Below are 20,473 nucleotides of genomic sequence, written 5' to 3' on the forward strand. Positions count from 1 at the left end.
CGGTGACGCGCGTAGCGCAGGAACCCCAGCGTTCGCGCCCCGTCACCCTCCGAGGTACGCGCCACCATTCACGTGGATCACCTGCCCGGTGACATACCGCGCGTGCGTCCCCGTCAACCAGCACACCGCCTCGGCCACTTCCTCCGGCAGGCCCGCGCGCCCGACCAGCGTACGGTGCACGGCGTGGTGGTGCGGGGTGTTGCCGGCCCGGCTGGTGTCGATCAGCCCCGGCGAGACGCAGTTGACGGTGATCCCCTGCGGCGACAGCTCGGTGGCCAGCGCGCGCGTCATGCCGACCAGGCCCGCCTTGGCCGTGACCACGTGGGCGCGCTTGCTCGCGCCGGTGTGTGCCGTCAGGCCGCCGATGTTGACGATGCTGGCCTGGCCGCTCGCCTTGAGCAGCGGCAGCGCCGCCTGCGTGCAGTGGAAGGCGCCGTCCAGGCAGACGGCCAGGGCGTTGCGCCAGGACTCGTATTCCATCTGCTCGAAAGCGGCCTCCTCGCGCACGGCGGCGTTGTTGACCAGCACGTCGAGGCGGCCGTAACGCTGCTGCACGCGATGCATCATCGAATCCACCGCGTCGCGATCGGCCACGTCGGCGCGGATGACCACGCCCTGGCCGCCGGCGGCCTCGATCTCGTGCACGACGGCGCGCCCTTCCTCCTCGTTGGCGCGGACGTTGACCACCACCGTCACGCCTTCGCGCGCCAGCACCAGCGCGATGGCGCGGCCGATGTTGCGCCCGGCGCCGGTCACGACAGCGACGCGGCCGCTCATGCGCACCGCAGCGCGCGCAGGTCGATGCGCGGCGCCTCCAGCAATTGCGTGAGCACGGCCAGCACTTCGCCGGCGCGATCTTCACCCACCCCGCCGTACGCGCAGTTGGCCCCGAACTTCTTCACCAAGTCCTCGAAGGACAGCGGCTCCTCCACCCCGCCGCGGAAATGTCCCTGCCGCAATTCGCGCACCTCGCCGCTGCGCAAGGTGATGCGCAGGTGCCCGGTGAACTGGCGCGGATACGGATTGGCCGGATCGACCACATAGCGGACCTTGCCCGCCAGCGCGCGGACTTTCGGATCGTGCACCACGGCCTCCTCGTAGTCGCCCAGGCCGGCGTCGTCGCGCAGCATGCCGACGGCGATCGCGTACGGGATGCTGAACTTGGCGGCGTAGCCATTGGGCGGGTTCTGCTTGTTCGCGAGCGGCTCCCACAGGCGATGCACGATGCCCTCGGCCGTCTCGCATTCGATGCTTTCCACCTGCGACGGATCCAGACCCTGCGCGACCGCCTTGCGCGCGCAGTCGATGTACGGGTGCGCCATGGTGCCGCAGGCATAAGGCTTGAAGGCGATGTCGGCGGCCAGCCAGCGCTCGCCCAAGCCTTCGAGCATGGCGTCGAAACGGCCTTCGTGCGTGCGGGCGAAGGCCCAGTAGAAGCCGTGCTCGCCCTCGAACAGGGTGCGCGGCCCGGTGAAGCCCGCCTGTGCCATGCGCGCCGCGCGGTAGCCCGCCTGCGCGGCCCAGCCCGGGTGCATGCGCTTGGTCCACGCGCCCTCGGCCAGGTATTCGATGATGCCGGAGGCCATGCTGCCGGCCACGCCCATCGCGTCCACCAGTTGCTTCGCATCGAGCCGCAGCGCCGCCCCCACGCCGGCCGCCGCGCCGATCGCGCCGAACACCGCCGTGGGATGGAAGCCCGCCTTGTGCACCAGTTTCGGGGCGACCAGGCACATGCGGCAGATCACCTCCGCGCCCACCGCGAGGCCGGCCCCGAGCTCCGCCCCGCCGAGGCCGTGGCGTTCCGCCGTGGCCAGCAAGGCCGGCACGACCACCGCGCCGGCATGCGCGGGGCCGCCTTCGTAGGTGTCGTCGTAGTCCTCGCCGTGGGCCGCCGTGCCGTTGCACAGGGCCGCCATCGCCACGTTGCGCGGCTGCGCGTGGCCGATCACGGTGCACTCGCCCGGGTCGTCGCTGGCGCTCGCCGTCGCCCGCATGAAGTCGGTGTGGCGCGCCGCGATGCAGATGCCCGCCACATCCACCAGGAGGGATCGGCAGACGGCTTGCATGGCAGGCGGCGCTCCGGCGGGAAGGCCTTCGATCACCTGCGCGAGCCGTTCTGCCACGGTCAGGTCGGGAGTGGTGTTGCTCACGTGGTCTGCTCCTCCAGGGCGGCACGCTTTCGGCGCGGCCCGCGGATTTCCTGCCAGCTCGAATAGAGCGCGAGCGCCGCGGCCGCCACCAGCAGCGCCAGCGACACGCGGTCGGTGAAGAAGATCGTCGCATCGCCCCCGGACAGCAGCAGGCTGCGCCGGTAGTTCGACTCGATCATGAACCCGAGCACCACGCCCAGCACCATCGGCAGCAGCGGCACGCGGGCGAGGCGCAGCACGTAGCCCAGTGCGCCGATGGCGAGCACCAGGCCCACCTCGAACAGGCTCTGGTGCACCGAGTACACGCCGGAGACGACCAGCGCGAGGATGAAGGCGATCAGCCACGGCTTGGGCCGGTTCACCAGCCAGATGCAGGGCGTGAGGATCACGAGGCCGATCAGCAGCATCGCGATGTTGGCGATCAGCAGGCCGGCGTAGAGGCCGTACACCACCTGGGGCGCCTTCTCGAACAGCATGGGCCCGGGCTGCAGCCCGTGCACCAGGAAGCCGCCCAGCAGGATCGCCGCGGAGTTCGATCCCGGGATGCCGAGACTCAGGAGCGGTACCAGCGCCGTCGCCGTGACGACGTTGTTGGCGGATTCGGGCGCGGCCACGCCTTCGGGCGAGCCCTGGCCGAATTCCTCCGGGTGCTTCGACCAGCGCCGCGCCTCCGAATACGACATGAAGGCGGCGACCGTGCCGCCCGCGCCAGGCGTCACGCCCTCGAAGGTGCCGATCGCGCAGCCGATCGCGGTGGGGCGTGCGAGCCGCTTGGCCATCGCCCAGTCTGGCAGCTTCAATCGCGTGTTGCGGGCCTCGGCGCGCGCCCAGGGCGGCTCGCTCACCTGCACCAGCATCTCGGACACGGCGAACAGGCCCACCATCACCAGCAGCGGCTTGATGCCCTCGAGCAGCTCCGGCTGGTCGAAGGTGAAGCGCGAGACGCCGGAGACGGGGTCCGATCCCACCATGGAAAGCATCAGCCCCAGCAGCGCGGCGAGCAGGCCCTTGAGCAGCGAGCCGCCGGACAGGCTCGCGATCACCGAGATGCCGAGGATGCCCAGCGCGAAGTACGCCATGGGCGTGAAGGACAGCGCCACGCTGGCCAGCGGTCTGGTCGCCGTGACCAGCACGAGCAGGCCGAACAGCCCGCCCACGAGTCCCGCGATCAGCGAGATGCCGAGGGCTTCGCCCGCGCGGCCCTGGCGCGCCATTTCGTAGCCGTCCACCGTGGTTGCCGCCGCCGAATTGGTGCCGGGCGTGCGGATCAGGATGGCGGGGATCGAGCCCCCGTATTCCGCGCCGACGTAGACGCTCGCCAGCAGCACCATCGCCGTGACCGGCTGCATGCCGTAGGTCATGGGCAGCAGGATGGCCATCGCGATCGAGGGCGAGATGCCGGGCAGCGCGCCCCCCAGGATGCCCCACAGCACCCCGAGGAAGGCCGCGGGGATCGCCCAGCTGCCGGTGAGCGCGGAGGCGGCCTGCAGCAGGGCGTCCATTCAGGCGCCTCCCAGCAGCACGCTGCCCGGCATGGGGATGCCGAAGGCATGCACGAACAGCAGCCAGAAGACGAAGGCCGCGACCACCGGCACCAGCACCAGCTCGCGTCCGCGGCGCACGCCGGCGTAGGCGGCGCCGGCGGCCAGCAGCACGCCGGTCGCGACGGCATATCCGAGCCACGGTGCCGCCAGCACGTAGCCGAACAGGATCGCGAGCAGCCCTAGCGCGCGCACGTGCGGGCGCCAGCCTGCGGCCGCGGCCGTGCCCGTACTCGTGCTCGCGTCGCCCCGTGGCGCGCGCATGATGCTGCGCACGCACAGCAGCACGCCCACGAGGCCCAGCGCCCAGCCCACCGCCCTCGGCAGGCCCGCAGCACCGACCGCATCGGACAGCAGGCTCTCCGCGATGCCGCCGGCCAGCCGCAGCCAGGCAGCGGCCAGCACGATCGCCCCCAGGCCCAGCGCGAGGTCGCCGCGCTGCACCCTCATTTGGTGATCCCGAGTTCGCGGAAGGTCTGGCCGATGTCGGCGGCGATCTCGCCGGTGAAGCGCACCGCCTCGTCGTGGCCCAGCATCAGCGGCACGAGGTTGCTCTCGGCATAGCTCTTGCGGTAGGCCGGCGTGGCGAGCGCCTTGCGCAGGCCCGCTTCCAGCGCCTTCACGGCTTCGGGCGAAACGCCCTTCGGCCCGGCGAGCCCGCGGAACTTGCGCACGACCACGTCCACGCCCTGCTCGCGCGCAGTGGGCACCTGCGGCAGCAGCGGCATGCGCTTGTCTGAGAGCACGGCCAGCAGGCGCACCTTGCCGGCCTGCAGCTGCCCCTTGAGTTCCTCCACCTCGCCCACGCCGATGTCGAGCGTGCCATTGAGCACGTTGATCAACAGGTCGCCGCCGCCCTCGTGCGGCACCACCGGCACCTTGACGTTCATCTTGCGCGACATGCGTTCCAGCGCGATGCGCTCCAGCGACGTCGGATTGGCCGCGCCCCAGCGCGCCTTGCCGGGATTGCGGCGGGCGTGCTCGATCACGTCGGGCAGCGACCTGAACGGCGCCTCCGCGCGCGTGAAGATCACTTCCGGGTCCTCGAACACGATGGCCACCGGCTCCAGCGCGGTATAGCCGACCTCCGGTTTCGACAGCAGCGTCGTCTGGATGTAGGTCGGCGTGGTGGCGTAGAACACCGTGCCATCGGGCTTGCCGCGCGCCACCATCGCCATGGCCTTGGCGCCGCTGCCGCCCGTGACGTTCTCCACCGCGAAGTTCACGCCCAGCGCGGGGCCGAGGTGGCGCGCGAGTTCGCGCAGGAACACGTCGCTGCCGCCGCCGGGACTGGAATGCGTCACGAGGGTCACGCGCTTTTGGGGGTACGCCGCCTGCCCGAGCGCCGCGGGCGCGAAGCACGCGGCCAGCAGCGCGAGTGCGGCGGCTCGAAGCGGGTGCAGCGTCATGCGGGGCTCCCTTTGCCGCGGCAGTGTGCCAGCGGCTCCCGCGTGCGGCATCAGGGTTGACCCCTCGCGATGGCAGGCCGGAATCAGCATATAGCCCCCAGTCATCAGCGCTCTGCAACAATTGCGCGTGGGCATCTCGCAGTACCTCAAGGAAATCGGCCGCGGCAAGCAGGGCGCGCGTTCGCTCACGCGCGAGCAGGCGGCCGACCTGTTCGGGCAGATCCTCGATGGCAGCGTGACCGACCTCGAGGTCGGCGCCTTCTGCATCGCCATGCGCGTCAAGGGCGAGACACCCGAGGAGATGTGCGGCTTCCTCGACGCCACGCATGCACGGCTGCGGCGCGCCAGCTCCGCGAGCGGCAAGCCCATCGTCGTCCTGCCCAGCTACAACGGCGCGCGCCGGCTGCCGGTGCTCACGCCCCTGCTGGCCGGCCTGGTGGCCCGGCGCGGGCTGCCGGTCCTGATCCACGGCACCGCCACCGAATCGAGCCGCGTGTTCGTGCGCGACGTGCTGCAGGCCATGGACCTGCAGGCGAGCGACGCCGCCCCCGTGATCCGCGACGGCCAGGTGGCGTTCGTGCCGACCGAAGTGCTCAGCCCGGGGCTGAAGCGCCTGCTCGATGCCCGGCGCGTGATCGGCCTGCGCAACAGCGCCCACAGCCTGGTCAAGCTGATGAATCCCTGCGACGGCCCGGCCGTCATCGTCAGCAGCTACACCCATCCCGAATACGCGGTGTCCATGGGAGCCGTCTTCGAGCTCACCGGGGCCACGGCGCTGCTGCTGCGCGGCACCGAGGGCGAAGTCGTGGCCGATGCGCGGCGGCTGCCCCAGATGGATGGCTTTCGCGACGGCCGGCGCGTGACGCTGCAGGAAGGCCGCAAGGGCACCCTGACGGACCTGCCCGAGCTGCCCAGGGAAGTGGACCCCGAGACGACCGCGGCCTACATCCGCGACGTGCTGGCCGGCCGCAAGTCCGTGCCCGATTCCATGGCCCTGCAGGTGGAACACATCTTGCACCTCGCGTCCGCATGAATACAGGCAAAGTCACCCTCGTGGGCGCCGGCCCCGGCGACCCGGAACTGCTGACCCTCAAGGCCCTGAAGGCGATCCAGGCCGCGACCGTGCTGCTGGTCGACGATCTCGTCAACCCCGAGATCGTGGCGCATGCGGGCAAGCAAGCCCGCGTGATCCACGTCGGCAAGCGCGGCGGCTGCAAGAGCACGCCCCAGGCCTTCATCGAGAGGCTCATGGTGATGGCCGCGCGCGAAGGCGAGAACGTGGTGCGCCTGAAGGGCGGCGACCCGTTCATCTTCGGCCGCGGCGGCGAGGAGGTGGAGCACCTGCGCGCCGCCGGCGTCCACGTGGAGGTGGTCAACGGCATCACCTCCGGGCTGGCCGCGGTGACGTCGCTGGGCGTGCCGCTCACGCACCGGGAGCATGCACAGGGCGTGATCTTCCTGACCGGGCATGCCCAAAGAGGTGCACGCCTGCCGGACTGGAAGAGCCTGGCGGCCACCGCGCGCGATGCCCACCTGACGCTCGTGATCTACATGGGCGTGAGCAGCGCGGGCCGCATCCAGGACGAGTTGCTGGCCGGCCTGCCGGCGCAGACGCCGGTGGCCATCGTGCAGCGCGCCTCCCTGCCCGGGCAGCGCCATGCGGTCACCACGCTCGGCGAACTCAGCGCCACCATCGCGCGGGAAGGCCTGGCCAGTCCCTCGGTGATCGTCGTGGGCGACGTGATCCGCGGCGTCGCCGTGGCGGCCGAAGCCGTGCCGAAGGCCCGCACGGCCTGAGAGGCCGGGAGCCTTTCGGCATCCGCGCGACACCGCGCGCTAGGTCGTTTCCCTAGGCTGCGCAGGGCCATCGGCCCGATCCCGGGAGGTGCCCCGGAATCCGCCCCTTGTTCAGCGTTTTGGCGCCGCGCCAGCTCAGCCAGAATGTCCTCATCGATTCATACAGAGAGGACGGAGCAATGCAGTTCAAGCAGATTTCCCTGGTGGCCGCGGTGCTGGCGGCGGTGGTGGGCACGGGCGTGGCCCGGGCTTCGGAAGACGCCGCGACGGCCAAGGAAGCCGAGGCGATGGTCAAGAAGGGCGTGGCCTTCATCAAGGCCAACGGCAAGGACAAGGGGTTCGCCGAGATCACCCGCCGCGACAACAAGGATTTCCATGACCGCGACCTGTACCTCGCGGTGCACAAGATCGATGGCACCTGCGTGGCGCACGGCACCAACGAGAAGATGGTGGGCAAGAACTTCATCGACATGAAGGACATCGACGGCAAGGAATACATCAAGGAGCGCGTCGACTTCGCCAAGGCCAAGGCCACCTTCTACACCGACTACAAGTTCGTCAATCCCGTGAGCAAGAAGATCGAGCCGAAGACCGCGTACTGCGAGCGGCTGGACGACTACATCGTCTGCGGCGGCATCTACAAGAAGTGAGGACCGCGCGCGGCGGGCCGGCCGCGCCCGCCGCCACGGCCATGAGGGAGGGAGCGACAACATGAAGCTTTGGCAAAAGGTGTCCGTGGCCCCGTTCGTGGCCATGGTGTTCCTGCTGACGGTGGCGGTGGTCTCCTGGGGGGTGCTCGGCATGCAGTCGCGCACCCTCGAGCAGTTGTACAAGGAGCGCTTCAGCGCCTACAAGAGCGCCGCCCAGGCGGCGCAGGCGATCAGCGAGGTGCATTCCAACGTGTACCGGCTGTTCACCTGGATCCAGAACCTCAAGCCGGAACAGATCGAACGCACGACCGCCCAGCAGAAGAAGAAGGTCGACGAGATCGCCGCCCGCCTCGAGGCGCTGCGGGCGATGCAGGTCGAGGAGGAGGACCGCAAGAGGATCCAGGACCTCGCGCCCCGGCTGGCGAAGTACCGCGAGAGCATGCTCAAGGCGATCGACCTGAGCACGGTGGACGTGAGCATCGGCGCGATGCAGATGCAGAACGCCGACGCGGCCTTCCAGGACATGGTGCATGGCTTCGACGAGCTGGTCGCGCGCCAGGAAGCGCACGCGCAAAGCGCCTACGAGCGCGCCAACGGCGCCTTCCGGCAGGCGGTGCTGGCGCTGGTGCTCCTGAGCGTGCTGGCGCTGGTGGTCTCCGCCCTCGTCTCGGTCTTCATGAGCCGCAGCATCGTGCGCCCGCTGAAGAAGGCGATCGGCCATGCCGGGCGCATCGCCGGCGGCGACCTGACGGCGGAAATCCGCTCCAGCGCCTCCGACGAGACCGGCGACCTGCTGCGGGCGCTGGCGGAAATGAACCACGGCCTGGTCGACATCGTCGACCAGGTGCGTGCGGGCACGGAGACGATCTCCGCCGCCTCGACGCAGATCTCCTCCGGCAGCCAGGACCTGTCGCAGCGCACCGAGGAGCAGGCCAGCTCGCTGGAGGAAACGGCCGCCTCGATGGAGGAGCTGACCAGCACCGTCAAGCAGAACGCCGACAGCGCGCGCGAGGCGCACCACCTCGCCGCCCAGGCCTCGCAGACCGCCGTGCAAGGCGGCAAGGTGATGGGCAACGTGGTCGACACGATGGGCCGCATCGAAGGGTCGGCCCGGCGCATCACGGACATCATCAGCGTGATCGACGGCATCGCCTTCCAGACCAACATCCTGGCGCTCAACGCCGCGGTGGAGGCGGCGCGGGCGGGCGACCAGGGCCGCGGCTTCGCGGTGGTGGCGGCGGAGGTGCGCAACCTGGCGCAGCGCTCCGCGGCGGCCGCCAAGGAGATCAAGTCCCTGATCGAGGAGTCGACCGGCAACGTCGCCGCCGGCAGCACGCTGGTGGCGCAGGCCGGCAAGACGATGCAGGACGTGGTCGCCAGCATCCAGCGCGTGAGCACGATCGTCGGCGAGATCTCCAACGCCACGGCGGAGCAGACCCGTGGCATCGAGCAGGTGAACCAGGCGATCACCGACATGGAGCGCGTGACGCAGCAGAACGCCGGCCTGGTGGAGGAAGCCTCCGCGGCGGCCCATGCCATGCGGCAGCAGGCGGGCGAGTTGCTGAAAGCGGTGAGCGTGTTCCGCCTGGCCGACCAGGGCGAAGCGGCCACCGCCGCGGCCGAACCTGCGCTGCTGCAGCCGCGCTCGCACGGCGCCGGTTTCGAAACCCTGGCCCTCGGGTCGGCGGCGGCCTGACATGACCGGCAAGGACGTCCTCGCGTTCTACACCCAGCTGGCCGCCACCGTCGCCAGGATGGTGGAACTGGCGCGCCAGCTGCAGTGGGCGCAGCTGCCCGTGCTCGACGCGCGCTGCACGGACCTGTTCGTGCATCTGCGCGAGGCCGACGTGCCCGTCGGTGCCTTCACGGCGCCGGAACGCGAGCGGCTCGCCGCCCTCACGCTGCGCATCCGCGAGGACCAGCAGGCGCTGGCAGCGCTGCTGCGGCCGCAGTTCCAGCACCTCGTGCGCATGGTCGAAAGCCACGCCGCGCGCTGACCGGCACGCCGGGCGCGCCGGGCGGCGGCAGGACAGCGGCCGCGGCGGCGAGAATACGGGCGCTCCGACAGTCGAGGTTCAGGCGGATGGCCCAGAAAAGTGTGTTGCAGGAAGCCCGCGAGGTCCAGCTCGCGGTGACGCTGATCGAGCTGGGCGCGCGGCTGCAGTTCCTGGAGGCGGAGGTCGGCCTCAGCCGCGACCGGCTCGCCCGCCTGTACAAGGAGATCAAGGGCGCCTCGCCGCCCAAGGGGCTGCTGCCCTTCTCCACCGACTGGTACATGACGTGGATGGCGAACATCCACGCCTCGATGTTCTACAACATCTACCTGCACATGCTGCCCCACGCCGAGGGGCGGCTCGAGGCGCTGATCAAGGCCTTCCGCATGTACCAGCAGCAGGTCCAGGCGCACGGCGACGAGCAGGTGCTCGATTTCACCCGTGCCTGCACCCTGGTGCGCTTCTTCGACAGCCGCATGCTGGACCTGGCCACCTGCACGCGCTGCACCGGCCGCTTCGTGGCGCATGCGCACGAGGACCAGCGCGATTTCGTCTGCGTGCTGTGCCGGCCGCCCTCGCGCGCCGGCAAGAAGGCGCAGCCCGTCGCCTCCTGAGGCGGGCCTCGCGACTTGTCCACGGCCCGCGCCACCCATCCCCGGTCCAGCGCCACTCATCCGTAACAGACGCAACGTACAAGTAACACGCTGTCACACTCTCGTCCCAAGAAGGGCCGCACCGGCCCCTGGAGACAAGCATGCAAGCAGCGGAAGCGTCCAAGGAAATCGCCGACCTGAACCTCACCTACATGCTGCTCGCCCAGAAGCTGCTGCGGGACGACCGCGCCACGGCCATGCTGCGCCTGGGGATCAGCGCGGAGATGGCGGACCTGCTGGTGGGGATGTCGCTCGGGGAAGTGGTGAAGCTGGCGACGAGCAATTTCGTGCTGTGCGCGTTCCGCCTCGACGAGCTGGCGATCGCGCGCACCGTGATGCAGGACCCGCGGGAGCGCACGCTGCAGCAGGCCCACCTGTCCATCGTGCTCGCCGGCCAGGCCGCCGCGGCGGCCTGAAGAACCAGGCGCCCCGTTGCAGGGCGCCTTCTCCCCTCGTTCAGGGTTCCTGGCGGATCACGTCACGCACGGTGAAGCCCACCTGGCGCAGCACCGCGCTGCTGCCGGCGGCCGTGCCGTAGCCCGTGAGCTGCGCCACCGGCGCCCAGCGCAGCGTCTCGCCGTCGGCCAGCTGCTTTTCGATCGCCGCGCGCACCGTGTAGACGAAGCGGCCGCCCTTGCCTTCCGGCGCGCAGTGCAGCTCCGCACGCACCGCCATGTCCTTGGGCAGGTCCAGGCCCGCGGCCGCGCCCGCCTTGCGCACTTCCTGCGCCAGCGCTTCCGCGCTGATGCCGGGGCAGTCCGAATCCGGCTGCACCGCATAGGTTCCGGCCTGGGCCGCACCGGCTGCGGCACTCACCAGGGCCAGCAGCAACATCGAGGCTTTCTTCATGTGTGTTCCTTCTCCATCTTCCCGACAGTGAAGGCATCCTAGGGCGGGCCCCTAAGAAGCAATTGGTCGAACAAGAGGCGGATTCCGTTGCAGCTCCCGTCTGTCGCCGCCGCCGCCCCGATAATCCGCCGCGATGACGGCACCGCCTCCTCCTCCCTCCTTCGATGCCGTGGTGATCGGCGCCGGTGCCGCCGGCCTCTTCTGCGCCGGGGTGGCCGGCCAGCTGGGGGTGAAGGTGCTGCTGGTGGACCACGCCCAGAAGGTGGCGGAAAAGATCCGCATCTCCGGCGGCGGCCGCTGCAACTTCACCAACCGCGAGCTCGATCCGCGCGCGCCGCACAAGCACTTCCTGGGGGCCAACCCGCATTTCTGCCGCTCCGCGCTGGCGCGCTACACGCCGGCGGACTTCATCGCCCTGGTGCACAAGCACGGCATCCCCTTCCACGAGAAGCACAAGGGCCAGCTGTTCGGCGACCGCTCCTCGGAGGATTTCATCCGCATGCTGCTGGCCGAATGCGCGGCCGGCGGCGTCACGCACTGGCAGCCCTGCGCGGCGCGCGAGATCGCAGCGGGCGGCGAGGGCTACGTGCTGCAGACCGACCGCGGGCCGGTGCACGCCCGCGCGGTCGTGATCGCCACCGGCGGCCTTTCCATCCCCAAGATCGCCGCCACCGACTTCGGCCACCGCATCGCGCGCCAGTTCGGCCTGCGCCTGGTGCCGCCGCGGCCGGCCCTGGTGCCCCTGACCTTCGACGGCGGCGACTGGGCGCCGTTCGCCCAGCTGGCGGGCCTGTCCCTGCCGGTGCGCATCGAAACCGGCGAGAAGAAGGAGCGCATGGCCTTCGACGAGGACCTGCTGTTCACCCACCGGGGACTGAGCGGCCCGGCGGTGCTGCAGATCTCCAGCTACTGGCGCGAAGGCCAGCCGATCCGGATCGACCTCGCGCCCGGCGTGGACCTCGCGGCCGAACTGGCGCAGGCCAAGCTGCGCTCGCGCAAGCTGCTGGCCAACGAGCTGGCGCAATGGGTGCCGGCCCGGCTGGCCGAGGCCTGGGTGCAGCAGGATCCCGCCTGGCAGCGCCCGGTGAACGAAGCCGGCGACAAGGCATTGCAGCAGCTCGCGCAGCGCCTGGCCCGCTGGGAACTGGTGCCCACCGGCACCGAGGGCTGGCGCAAGGCCGAAGTGACGGCGGGCGGGGTGGACACGCACGAGCTGTCCTCCCAGACGATGGAATCCCGCCAGCCGGGGCTGTACTTCATCGGCGAGGTGGTGGACGTGACCGGCTGGCTCGGCGGCTACAACTTCCAGTGGGCCTGGGCCAGCGCGTATGCCTGCGCGCACGCGCTGGCCGAGGCCAATCCGGGTCGCCCTTGATGTTGCGCCGCACCACGCTATAATCTCGGGCTTTGCTGGCAAACCCCCACCGGCCTGATCGAACCTAAAGGTGGGGACCCCAGGTGGATGTCCTCGATCTTCATCCGCCACACTGAATATTCGGGAAGTCAATGACGACCATTCGAGTCAAGGAAAACGAGCCGTTCGATGTGGCGCTGCGCCGCTTCAAGCGCACCATCGAGAAGCTGGGCCTGCTCACCGAGCTGCGCGCCCGCGAGTTCTACGAAAAGCCCACGGCCGAGCGCAAGCGCAAGAAGGCCGCCGCGGTGAAGCGCCACTTCAAGCGCGTGCGCAGCATGCAGCTGCCGAAGAAGCTCTACTGAGCGGGGCGCAGCCCCTGTTCGAGAAAGCCCGACGGGGACGCCCGGCGGGCTTTTTCACTTTCCAGCCAGGAGAATGACGACATGACGACGCTCAAGGAACGCATCACCGAGGACATGAAGGCCGCCATGCGCGCCAAGGACGCCGAGCGCCTGGGCGCCATCCGCATGCTCACGGCGGCGATCAAGCAGAAGGAAGTCGACGAGCGCATCGCGCTGGACGACGCCGGCGTGGTCGGCATCGTGGACAAGCTGCTCAAGCAGCGCAAGGACAGCATCGAGGCCTTCGAGAAGGCCAGCCGCCAGGACCTGGCGGACAAGGAAAAGGCCGAAGTGGCCGTCCTGCAGGCCTACCTGCCCGCGCGCCTGTCGCCCGACGAGATCGCCGCCGAAGTCCGCGCCATCGTGGCCGAAACCGGCGCCAAGGGCCCCGCCGACATGGGCAAGGTCATGGCCGCCGCCAAGTCGCGCCTGGCCGGCAAGGCGGAGATGGGGCAGGTCAGCGCCGCGGTGAAGGCGGCGCTGGCGGGGTGAGGCTTCAAACCCAACAGCCGGACGCAGAGGACGCGAAGGGTACGCAGAGGACGCAAAAGAAAACCTTCTAGAGTTTTCTTTGTCTTTTTTGCGTCCTCTGCGTACCCTTTGCGCCCTCTGCGTCCGGCAGTCCGTCTTCAGCGGCCCGCCACTTTCATCCGGTTCACCAGGATCGAGCCGACCGTCTTCGCGCCGTAGTTGTAGGTGTCCGCGCCGATCGCTTCGATGCCTTGCAGCATGTCGCGCAGGTTGCCGGCGATGGTGATTTCCTGGACCGGGTAGGCGATTTCGCCGTTCTCGACCCAGAAGCCGCTCGCGCCGCGCGAATAGTCGCCCGTCACATAGTTCACGCCCTGCCCCATCAGCTCGATGACGAACAGGCCCGTGCCCAGCTTCCTGAGCATCTGCACCAGGTCGTCGCCCGGCTGCGTCAGACGCGAGGTCATGGTCAGGTTGTGCGAGCCGCCCGCGTTGCCGGTGGTCTTCATTCCCAGCTTGCGCGCCGAGTAGCTGCTGAGGAAGTAGCCTTCCACCCGGCCGGCTTCCACCACCTTGCGCGCCCGGGTGCGCACGCCCTCCTCGTCGAACGGGGCGCTGCCCTTGCCGCGGCGCACGAACGGGTCTTCCACGATGTCCACGTGCTCCGGCAGGACCTGCTTGCCCAGCGAATCCAGCAGGAAGGTGCTCTTGCGGTACAGCGAGCCGCCGCTGGTGGCCTGCACGTAGGTGCCCATCAGCCCCGCGGCCAGCGGCGACTCGAACAGCACCGGGCATTGCGTGGTCTCGATCTTGCGCCCGTGCAGGCGCGCCAGCGCGCGCTCGGCGGCGTAGCGGCCCACCGCCTCGGGCGAGGCGAGTTCGGCGGCCGAGCGCATCGAGCTGTACCAGGCGTCGCGCTGCATGTGCTCGGCGCGGCCGGCAATCGGCGCGACCGAGATCGAATGGCGCGAGCTCGCATAGCCACCGCGAAAACCATGCGTGTGCGCACTGAAGAAATGGCTCTGCTGCGCCGACACGCCCGCGCCTTCGCTATTGGTGATGCGCTCGTCCGTATCGAGGGCCGCGCGTTCGCAGCGCAGCGCCAGTTCCGCGGCTCCTTCGCTGGTGATGTCCCAGGGATGGAACAGGTCGAGGTCGGGCTGTTCCGCCAGCGGCGCCACTTCGTCGAGGTCCGGCAGGCCGGCCACCGGGTCCTGCGCGGTGAAGCGGGCGATGTCGTAGGCGGCCTGCACCGTGCGCTCGATGGCCGGGCGGGAGAAATCGGACGTGCTCGCGTTGCCGCGCTGGTTGCCGACGTACACCGTGATGCCGAGCGACTTGTCGCGGTTGCGCTCGACGGTCTCGAGCTCGCCCTTGCGCACCGACACGCTCAGGCCGCAGCCTTCGGACGCTTCCGCTCCCGCGTCGGTGGCGCCGAGCCGGCGCGCGTGCGCGAGGGCGAAGTCGACCAGTTCCTCGAAATCGGCGCGGCGATAGCTGAATCCGGATCCTTTGCTCGCGGGTGTCTTGTTCATGGCGGGCTATGATACTTGGCGCTTGTCGGGCACCGACTGCCGCGTTACCCACTCCCGTCGCATGTCCCGCAAACCGAAAAAAGGCTATTTCGTCAAAGGTCACTTCGTCGCCGAAGGCAGCGAGCTCGATCTCGAGCTGCGCGCCGAGCAGACGGGGGGCGAGCCGAGCAAGACGGAACTGAAGAAGGAAAGCACCGAGCTGCAGAAGCTCGGCGAAGCGCTGCTGGCGCTGCGCGCCGACCTGTACGAGCGGCTCGAACTGCCCGAGGGCCTGGCCACCGCGCTGGAAAACCTGAGGCGCATCACCAACTTCGAAGGCCGCCGGCGCCAGATGCAGTACGTCGGCAAGCTGATGCGCGCGCTCGACCCCGAGGCCCTGCAGTCCATCCGCGACGCGCTGGAGGAACAACGCAGCGGCTCGGCGCAGCAGGCGCTGGCGCTGCACGCGGCCGAGAAGTGGCGCGACGACCTGATCGCGCGCGACGAGGCCCTGGACAACTGGCTGCAGGTGCATCCCGGCACCGACGTGCAGCAGCTGCGCGCGCTGATCCGCCAGGCCCGCAAGGATGCCGCGCCCACGCAGGACGACGTGTCCAAGGGACAGGCGCCGCGGCGCGGGCGCGCCTACCGCGAGATCTTCCAGATCGTGCGCGACCAGATGGAGCAGGAAGACCATGAGTGAGCACGACCCGGCCACGATCGGCATCGTTTCCATCAGCGACCGCGCCTCCAGCGGCGTCTACGAGGACAAGGGCCTGCCCGCGCTGAAGGACTGGCTCGCGCGCGCGCTGCGCAACCCGCTCACCTTCCAGGAGCGGCTGATCCCCGACGAAAAGGAGCGCATCAGCGCCACGCTGATCGAGCTGGTGGATGCGGGCTGCGCGCTGGTGCTCACCACCGGCGGCACCGGCCCGGCGCCGCGCGACGTCACGCCGGAAGCGACGCTGGCGGTGGCGGACAAGGAAATGCCGGGCTTCGGCGAGCAGATGCGGCAGGTCAGCCTGCGCTTCGTGCCGACGGCCATCCTGTCGCGGCAGGTGGCCGTGATCCGCGGCAAGAGCCTGATCATCAACCTGCCGGGCCAGCCCAAGGCCATCCAGGAGACGCTGGAAGGCCTGAAGGAAGACGGCAAGCAGGTGGTGCCGGGCATCTTCGCCGCGGTCCCGTACTGCATCGACCTGATCGGCGGCCCGTACCTCGAAACCGACGACGCGGTCTGCAAGGCGTTCCGTCCGAAGACGGCGATTCGGGCTGCGCGGGCCTGAGAACCCCAAAAGCGGACAGCCGGACGCAGAGGACGCAAAGGGTACGCAGAGGACGCAAAAGAAAACCTTTAAAGGTTTCTTTGTCTTTTTTGCGTCCTCTGCGTATCTTTCGCGTCCTCTGCGTCCGGCTGTCCGGCTTCAAAAGGCCCGTTCACGCGCCGGCGCTACTTACCCACCAGCTGCGTCAGCTTCTCCGCCTCGAAGCTCTCCTTCGTCTGCGCGTCCGCCGGAACGCATTCGTCGCCGCGGCGCTGGCTGGAGAGGTGTTCGATCGCTTGCCAGAGCAGCGCGATCTGGTGCTCGTGCGAGGAGGCGTTGTCGATCAGGCCCTTCATCGCCTGCGACAGCGGGTCGTCCGAGTTGGTGATGCCGTAGGCCGAGAAACCCATCTTCGCGGCCGCTTCCTCGCGCCGCGACTGGTCTTCGGCCTGGATGATGCGCGCCGGGATGCCCACCGCCGTCGCGCCGTCCGGCACCGGCTTGGTGACCACCGCGTTGGAGCCGATCGCCGCGTTGTCGCCCACCGTGAAGCCGCCCAGCACCTTGGCGCCGGCGCCCACGACGACGTTCCTGCCCAGCGTCGGATGCCGCTTGGCGCCCTTGGTCAGCGAGGTGCCGCCCAGCGTCACGCCCTGGTAGATGGTGCAGCCGTCACCCACTTCCGCCGTCTCGCCGATCACGATGCCCATGCCGTGGTCGATGAAGACGTTCTCGCCGATCCTGGCGCCCGGGTGGATCTCGATGCCGGTGAGCCAGCGCGAGAACTGGGAGATCCAGCGCGCCAGCCAGCGCATGTCGCGCAGCCACAGCCCGTGCGACATCCGGTGCAGCAGGATCGCGTGCAGCCCCGGATAACACGTGAGCACCTCCCACTTGCTGCGCGCGGCAGGGTCGCGGTCGAGGATGCACTGGATGTCGGAATGCAGTCGGCTGAACATGGTGTTCCAGGCTGATGGCAGCGCTAGTCTAAGCTTTTGCCCTTTTCGCGGTCTCCGACATGGACTTGGCGATGCCGCGCAGGATGTGGATCTCCTCCGGCGTGGGCTGCGCCCGGTTGAACAGCTGCTGCAGCCGGGGCATCAGCTTCTTGGGCGCGGCCGGGTCCAGGAAGCCGATCTCCACCAGGGACTGCTCCCAGTGGCGCAGCATGCCCGCCACGGCGGCGGCATCGGCCACCGCCGGCGGCTCGGCCGGCTGGGCCGCCTCGAAACCACCCAGCGCCAGCCGCCACTCGTAGGCGATCACCTGGATCGCCGCGGCCAGGTTCAAGGATCCGTAGTCCGGCGACACCGGGATGCGCAGCGCCGCGTGGCAGCGGTACACGTCCTCGTTGCGCATGCCGTAGCGCTCCGACCCGAACAGGAAGGCGACGCGCTCGCGGCGCCCGGCGAGCGGCCCCAGGTGCTCACGCGGGGTGCTGGTGGGCGGTCCGAAGTCGCGCGCCGTCATGACCGTGGCGCACACGTGGGTCATGCCTTCCAGGGCTTCGTCGAGCGAATCCACGGCGCGCGCCTGCTGCAGCACGTCGACCGCGCCGCTGGCCCGCTCGATCGTCTCGTCGCGCGTGAGCACGTCCTCCCACCGAGGCTTGACCAGCACCAGGTCGTCGAAGCCCATCACCTTCAGGGCGCGGGCGGCGGCACCGACGTTGCCGGCGTGGCTGGGCTGGATCAGGACGAAGCGGGTGGACATGCCGCCATTGTCCCAGCGGGCGCCGGCGGGTATTGGACGAACCGAGAAATTGCCGGTTTTCGATTTCCCTCGGAGCTACACCTCTTCCGGCCGCATCTCGATCGCCCCGCAGGGGCACTCGGAAACGCAGACCCCGCAGCCCTTGCAGTAGTCGTAGTTGAACTCGAAGCGCTTGCCCGGCCCGAGCTTGATCACCGCGTTGTCGGGACACACGCCGTAGCAGTTGTCGCACTCGAAGCAGTTGCCGCACGACAGGCAGCGGCGCGCCTCGTACAGCGCGTTGGCCTCGATCAGGCCGCCCTGCACCTCGTCGAAGCTGCTGGTTCGGCGGGCCGCATCGAGCTGCGGGCGCATGGTCTTGGGCGCGTCGCTGTAGTACCAGGGGTTGAGGTTCTCGAAGGTGGCCAGCGGCGGCTTCACCGCGGGCTCCAGCTTCGCGTCGCGCAGCCAGGCGTCGATGTGGCGTGCTGCCTTCTTGCCGTGGCCCACGGCCACCGTCACGTTGCGGTCGGCCGGCACCATGTCGCCGCCGGCGAACAGGCCCGGATGGCCCGTCATCATGGTCTGCGGGTCGACCTGCACCACGCCGTTCTTCAGCTCCAGGCCCGGCACGCCCTCCAGCAGCGACAGGTCCACATCCTGGCCCAGCGCGAGGATCAGCGAGTCCGCCTGCAGCGTCTCGTATTCGCCCGTGGGCTGCGGCATGCCCTTCTCGTCCAGGCGCATCTTCTCGATCGTGAGTGCGCCCGCGTCGGCCTGCTTGATGGTGGACAGCCACTTGACCATCACGCCCTCTTCCAGCGCCTCCTCCACCTCGAAATCGTGCGCCGGCATCTTGTCGCGGGTGCGGCGGTAGACGATCACGGCCTCCGTCGCGCCGAGGCGCTTCGCCGTGCGGGCGACGTCGATCGCGGTGTTGCCGCCGCCGTAGACGGCCACGCGGCGCCCCAGCAGCGGCTGGTCGCCCGCGTCCATCGAGCGCAGGACCTGTACGGCATCCAGGATGCGCGAGGAGTCCTTGGCCGGGATGAAGGTGCGCTTGGCGATGTGCGCGCCCACCGCGAGGAAGGCCGCGTCGAAGCCGCCTTCGCGCATCGTTTCGTCGATGCGGTCCACGCGCGTGTTCAGTTCCACCTTCACGCCCATGTCGACGATGCGCTGCATCTCGGACTCGAGCACGTCGCGCGGCAGCCGGTACTTGGGGATGCCGAAGCGCATCATGCCGCCCAGCACGGGTCCGGCCTCCTTGACCGTCACGCGATGGCCCAGGCGGCGCAGGTGGTAGGCCGCGGACATGCCCGAGGGGCCCGCGCCCACGATCAGGATGTGCTTGCCGCTCTCGGCGGCGGGCGCCTCGAACTTCCAGCCGCGCTTGATCGCCTCGTCGCCGAGGAAGCGCTCCACCGAGTTGATGCCCACCGAGTCATCGAGCTTGCCGCGGTTGCACACGCCTTCGCAGGTGTGGTAGCACACGCGCCCCATGGTGGCGGGGAAGGGGTTGTCGCGCGTGAGGTGGCGCCAGGCCGCTTCGTACTCGCCGCTTTCCGCGTGGTACAGCCAGCCCTGGATGTCCTCGCCGGCGGGGCACTGCGCATTGCAGGGCGGCAGGCGGTTGATGTAGACCGGGCGCGAGGTGCGCCAGGAGCCGGTGCGGTTCGCCAGCGAGGAACCGGGGTCGAGGGTGATGGCAAAGGGTTTCTGCATGGTCAGACCTCCACCTCGTCGAGCAGGCCGAAGCGGCGGATGTTGCGGTCGGCCTCCGCCTGGAGGCGCGCGACGACTTCCGGGCGTCCCGGCTTGCCGAACAGGTGCACGAAGCGCTTCTGCGGCTTGAGGTATTCCTCCACCGGCATGCGGCGGCGGATCTTGGTGACGGCAGTGACTTCGCCGCGTTCGGCTTCGAACACCGGGAAGATGCCGGTCTCGCGGGCCAGCCGCGCGAGGCGGATCGTGTCCTCGCTGGCGGCGCCCCAGCCGAGCGGGCAAGGCACCAGCACGTGCAGGTAGCGCGCGCCGCGCACGCTCATGGCTTTTTCGACCTTGGCTTCCAGGTCGCGCAGGTCGGCCACCGTGGCCGTGGCCACGTAGGGGATCTCGTGCGCCATCGCGATCCGCGGCAGGTTCTTGCCCTGCCCGAAGGTGGCGCCCGGCTCCTCGCCGACGGCCATCGTGGTGGCGGTGCGCGCGGCGTGCGGCGTGGCGGAGGAGCGCTGCACGCCGGTGTTCATGTACGCCTCGTTGTCGTAGCAGATGTACAGCACGTCGTCGTTGCGCTCGAACATGCCGGAGAGGCAGCCGAAGCCGATGTCGGTGGTGCCGCCGTCACCGCCCTGGGCGATCACGCGCACGTTGTTCTTGCCCTTGACCTTCAGCGCCGCGGCGATGCCGGTGCCCACGGCGGCCGTGTTGCCGAACAGCGAGTGGATCCAGGGCAGCTGCCACGAGGTTTCCGGATACGGCGTGGAGAACACCTCCAGGCAGCCGGTCGCATTGGCCGCGATCAGCTGGCCGTCGGTGGCGCGCATCGCGGCGTCCACCGCGTAGCGGGCGCCCAGGGCCTCGCCGCAGCCCTGGCAGGCGCGGTGGCCGGAGTTGAGCGAGTTGCTGCGGTCGGTGCGGGACTGCACGGAGCGCTGTTCGGGCGCCAGCAGGCGGTTGCCCACCGTGAAGGTGCCGGTCTGGTAGAACTTGACGGGTTGGGTAGACATA

The 20,473-nt window shown here is 69.6% G+C and carries 23 protein-coding genes; 12 read left to right on the forward strand and 11 right to left on the reverse strand.

Annotated elements, in window-relative coordinates; translation table 11 throughout:
• Positions 1–42: 42 nt before the first annotated feature.
• The 5 genes from WG923_RS24060 to WG923_RS24080 are packed head-to-tail and all read right to left on the reverse strand — an operon-like array spanning position 43 to position 5,100.
• The gene (locus WG923_RS24060) at positions 43–777 is read right to left on the reverse strand and encodes an SDR family NAD(P)-dependent oxidoreductase (RefSeq protein ID WP_340353546.1); all 735 of its coding nucleotides are present in this window, start codon (positions 775–777) and stop codon (positions 43–45) included.
• Positions 774–2,150 (reverse strand): MmgE/PrpD family protein, encoded by a 1,377-nt coding sequence (locus WG923_RS24065; protein ID WP_340353547.1) that lies wholly within the window; start codon positions 2,148–2,150, stop codon positions 774–776. The genes WG923_RS24060 and WG923_RS24065 overlap by 4 nt, the downstream gene beginning before the upstream one ends.
• Entirely contained in the window at positions 2,147–3,652 is a 1,506-nt protein-coding gene (locus tag WG923_RS24070; RefSeq protein WP_340353548.1) for a tripartite tricarboxylate transporter permease, read from the reverse strand. The genes WG923_RS24065 and WG923_RS24070 overlap by 4 nt, the downstream gene beginning before the upstream one ends.
• Positions 3,653–4,141, reverse strand: coding sequence for a tripartite tricarboxylate transporter TctB family protein (locus WG923_RS24075; RefSeq protein ID WP_340353549.1), 489 nt, complete (start codon positions 4,139–4,141; stop codon positions 3,653–3,655).
• Entirely contained in the window at positions 4,138–5,100 is a 963-nt protein-coding gene (locus WG923_RS24080) for a Bug family tripartite tricarboxylate transporter substrate binding protein (RefSeq protein ID WP_340353550.1), read from the reverse strand. Before WG923_RS24080 ends, WG923_RS24075 begins: the two co-directional genes overlap by 4 nt.
• A gap of 127 nt (positions 5,101–5,227) precedes the next feature.
• On the opposite strand from WG923_RS24080, the gene ybiB reads away from it, so the two are divergent.
• The 7 genes from ybiB (at position 5,228) to flhD (ending at position 10,610) form a co-directional block, all read left to right on the forward strand.
• Positions 5,228–6,133 (forward strand): DNA-binding protein YbiB, encoded by a 906-nt coding sequence (ybiB, locus tag WG923_RS24085; RefSeq protein WP_340353551.1) that lies wholly within the window; start codon positions 5,228–5,230, stop codon positions 6,131–6,133.
• Positions 6,130–6,897 carry a uroporphyrinogen-III C-methyltransferase gene (gene cobA / locus WG923_RS24090; RefSeq protein WP_340353552.1) on the forward strand — a complete coding sequence of 256 codons (768 nt, stop codon included), beginning with the start codon at positions 6,130–6,132 and terminating at the stop codon, positions 6,895–6,897. The genes ybiB and cobA overlap by 4 nt, the downstream gene beginning before the upstream one ends.
• A 179-nt stretch (positions 6,898–7,076) precedes the next feature.
• Positions 7,077–7,547, forward strand: a complete 471-nt coding sequence (locus WG923_RS24095) for a cache domain-containing protein (protein WP_340353553.1) — start codon at positions 7,077–7,079, stop codon at positions 7,545–7,547.
• Between the two features lie 61 nt (positions 7,548–7,608).
• A complete protein-coding gene (locus WG923_RS24100) occupies positions 7,609–9,243 on the forward strand; it encodes a methyl-accepting chemotaxis protein (protein WP_340353554.1) in 1,635 nt (544 codons plus the stop codon).
• Position 9,244: 1 nt separating this feature from the next.
• Positions 9,245–9,544: a flagellar protein FliT gene (locus tag WG923_RS24105; protein WP_340353555.1), complete on the forward strand. Its 300-nt coding sequence runs from the start codon at positions 9,245–9,247 to the stop codon at positions 9,542–9,544.
• A gap of 86 nt (positions 9,545–9,630) precedes the next feature.
• Positions 9,631–10,155, forward strand: coding sequence for a flagellar transcriptional regulator FlhC (gene flhC, locus WG923_RS24110; RefSeq protein WP_340353556.1), 525 nt, complete (start codon positions 9,631–9,633; stop codon positions 10,153–10,155).
• A gap of 140 nt (positions 10,156–10,295) precedes the next feature.
• The gene (gene flhD, locus WG923_RS24115) at positions 10,296–10,610 is read left to right on the forward strand and encodes a flagellar transcriptional regulator FlhD (RefSeq protein ID WP_340353557.1); all 315 of its coding nucleotides are present in this window, start codon (positions 10,296–10,298) and stop codon (positions 10,608–10,610) included.
• 40 nt (positions 10,611–10,650) lie between these two features.
• On the opposite strand, the gene WG923_RS24120 is transcribed toward flhD, so the two are convergent.
• Positions 10,651–11,043, reverse strand: coding sequence for a hypothetical protein (locus tag WG923_RS24120; protein WP_340353558.1), 393 nt, complete (start codon positions 11,041–11,043; stop codon positions 10,651–10,653).
• Between the two features lie 133 nt (positions 11,044–11,176).
• Here WG923_RS24120 and WG923_RS24125 point away from each other — a divergent pair, with 133 nt between their 5' ends.
• The 3 genes from WG923_RS24125 (at position 11,177) to WG923_RS24135 (ending at position 13,293) form a co-directional block, all read left to right on the forward strand.
• Positions 11,177–12,418, forward strand: coding sequence for a BaiN/RdsA family NAD(P)/FAD-dependent oxidoreductase (locus WG923_RS24125; protein ID WP_340353559.1), 1,242 nt, complete (start codon positions 11,177–11,179; stop codon positions 12,416–12,418).
• Positions 12,419–12,549: 131 nt separating this feature from the next.
• A complete protein-coding gene (gene rpsU / locus WG923_RS24130) occupies positions 12,550–12,762 on the forward strand; it encodes a 30S ribosomal protein S21 (protein ID WP_104301834.1) in 213 nt (70 codons plus the stop codon).
• Between the two features lie 81 nt (positions 12,763–12,843).
• The gene (locus WG923_RS24135; protein WP_340353560.1) at positions 12,844–13,293 is read left to right on the forward strand and encodes a GatB/YqeY domain-containing protein; all 450 of its coding nucleotides are present in this window, start codon (positions 12,844–12,846) and stop codon (positions 13,291–13,293) included.
• Positions 13,294–13,430: 137 nt separating this feature from the next.
• Here the strand turns inward: WG923_RS24135 and pmbA are convergent, their stop codons facing one another.
• Positions 13,431–14,807 carry a metalloprotease PmbA gene (gene pmbA, locus WG923_RS24140; RefSeq protein WP_340353561.1) on the reverse strand — a complete coding sequence of 459 codons (1,377 nt, stop codon included), beginning with the start codon at positions 14,805–14,807 and terminating at the stop codon, positions 13,431–13,433.
• A gap of 61 nt (positions 14,808–14,868) precedes the next feature.
• Here pmbA and yjgA point away from each other — a divergent pair, with 61 nt between their 5' ends.
• On the forward strand, positions 14,869–15,489 hold the full coding sequence (yjgA, locus tag WG923_RS24145) for a ribosome biogenesis factor YjgA (protein WP_340353562.1): 621 nt from the start codon (positions 14,869–14,871) through the stop codon (positions 15,487–15,489).
• A complete protein-coding gene (gene mog / locus WG923_RS24150) occupies positions 15,482–16,072 on the forward strand; it encodes a molybdopterin adenylyltransferase (RefSeq protein ID WP_340353563.1) in 591 nt (196 codons plus the stop codon). Before yjgA ends, mog begins: the two co-directional genes overlap by 8 nt.
• A 164-nt stretch (positions 16,073–16,236) precedes the next feature.
• On the opposite strand, the gene cysE is transcribed toward mog, so the two are convergent.
• The 4 genes from cysE to WG923_RS24170 form a co-directional block, all read right to left on the reverse strand.
• A complete protein-coding gene (gene cysE / locus WG923_RS24155; RefSeq protein ID WP_340353564.1) occupies positions 16,237–17,010 on the reverse strand; it encodes a serine O-acetyltransferase in 774 nt (257 codons plus the stop codon).
• A gap of 28 nt (positions 17,011–17,038) precedes the next feature.
• Positions 17,039–17,764 carry an RNA methyltransferase gene (locus WG923_RS24160; RefSeq protein WP_340353565.1) on the reverse strand — a complete coding sequence of 242 codons (726 nt, stop codon included), beginning with the start codon at positions 17,762–17,764 and terminating at the stop codon, positions 17,039–17,041.
• 75 nt (positions 17,765–17,839) lie between these two features.
• The gene (locus WG923_RS24165; RefSeq protein WP_340353566.1) at positions 17,840–19,468 is read right to left on the reverse strand and encodes an NAD(P)-binding protein; all 1,629 of its coding nucleotides are present in this window, start codon (positions 19,466–19,468) and stop codon (positions 17,840–17,842) included.
• Positions 19,469–19,470: 2 nt separating this feature from the next.
• Positions 19,471–20,472, reverse strand: coding sequence for a thiamine pyrophosphate-dependent enzyme (locus WG923_RS24170; protein ID WP_340353567.1), 1,002 nt, complete (start codon positions 20,470–20,472; stop codon positions 19,471–19,473).
• Between the last annotated feature and the right edge of the window lies 1 nt (position 20,473).

Origin of the sequence: Ramlibacter sp. AN1133 (assembly GCF_037890035.1) — a bacterium.
Lineage (GTDB): Bacteria > Pseudomonadota > Gammaproteobacteria > Burkholderiales > Burkholderiaceae_C > Ramlibacter.

Excerpts from the sequence above, each read along its gene's own strand:
- WG923_RS24060 (WP_340353546.1), bottom strand. The coding sequence starts at position 777 with ATGAGCGGCCGCGTCGCTGTCGTGACCGGCGCCGGGCGCAACATCGGC.
- WG923_RS24070 (WP_340353548.1), bottom strand. The coding sequence starts at position 3,652 with ATGGACGCCCTGCTGCAGGCCGCCTCCGCGCTCACCGGCAGCTGGGCG.
- WG923_RS24075 (WP_340353549.1), bottom strand. The coding sequence starts at position 4,141 with ATGAGGGTGCAGCGCGGCGACCTCGCGCTGGGCCTGGGGGCGATCGTG.
- WG923_RS24080 (WP_340353550.1), bottom strand. The coding sequence starts at position 5,100 with ATGACGCTGCACCCGCTTCGAGCCGCCGCACTCGCGCTGCTGGCCGCG.
- cobA (WP_340353552.1), top strand. The coding sequence starts at position 6,130 with ATGAATACAGGCAAAGTCACCCTCGTGGGCGCCGGCCCCGGCGACCCG.
- WG923_RS24095 (WP_340353553.1), top strand. The coding sequence starts at position 7,077 with ATGCAGTTCAAGCAGATTTCCCTGGTGGCCGCGGTGCTGGCGGCGGTG.
- WG923_RS24100 (WP_340353554.1), top strand. The coding sequence starts at position 7,609 with ATGAAGCTTTGGCAAAAGGTGTCCGTGGCCCCGTTCGTGGCCATGGTG.
- WG923_RS24105 (WP_340353555.1), top strand. The coding sequence starts at position 9,245 with ATGACCGGCAAGGACGTCCTCGCGTTCTACACCCAGCTGGCCGCCACC.
- flhC (WP_340353556.1), top strand. The coding sequence starts at position 9,631 with ATGGCCCAGAAAAGTGTGTTGCAGGAAGCCCGCGAGGTCCAGCTCGCG.
- flhD (WP_340353557.1), top strand. The coding sequence starts at position 10,296 with ATGCAAGCAGCGGAAGCGTCCAAGGAAATCGCCGACCTGAACCTCACC.
- WG923_RS24120 (WP_340353558.1), bottom strand. The coding sequence starts at position 11,043 with ATGAAGAAAGCCTCGATGTTGCTGCTGGCCCTGGTGAGTGCCGCAGCC.
- WG923_RS24125 (WP_340353559.1), top strand. The coding sequence starts at position 11,177 with ATGACGGCACCGCCTCCTCCTCCCTCCTTCGATGCCGTGGTGATCGGC.
- rpsU (WP_104301834.1), top strand. The coding sequence starts at position 12,550 with ATGACGACCATTCGAGTCAAGGAAAACGAGCCGTTCGATGTGGCGCTG.
- WG923_RS24135 (WP_340353560.1), top strand. The coding sequence starts at position 12,844 with ATGACGACGCTCAAGGAACGCATCACCGAGGACATGAAGGCCGCCATG.
- pmbA (WP_340353561.1), bottom strand. The coding sequence starts at position 14,807 with ATGAACAAGACACCCGCGAGCAAAGGATCCGGATTCAGCTATCGCCGC.
- yjgA (WP_340353562.1), top strand. The coding sequence starts at position 14,869 with ATGTCCCGCAAACCGAAAAAAGGCTATTTCGTCAAAGGTCACTTCGTC.
- mog (WP_340353563.1), top strand. The coding sequence starts at position 15,482 with ATGAGTGAGCACGACCCGGCCACGATCGGCATCGTTTCCATCAGCGAC.
- cysE (WP_340353564.1), bottom strand. The coding sequence starts at position 17,010 with ATGTTCAGCCGACTGCATTCCGACATCCAGTGCATCCTCGACCGCGAC.
- WG923_RS24160 (WP_340353565.1), bottom strand. The coding sequence starts at position 17,764 with ATGTCCACCCGCTTCGTCCTGATCCAGCCCAGCCACGCCGGCAACGTC.
- WG923_RS24165 (WP_340353566.1), bottom strand. The coding sequence starts at position 19,468 with ATGCAGAAACCCTTTGCCATCACCCTCGACCCCGGTTCCTCGCTGGCG.
- WG923_RS24170 (WP_340353567.1), bottom strand. The coding sequence starts at position 20,472 with ATGTCTACCCAACCCGTCAAGTTCTACCAGACCGGCACCTTCACGGTG.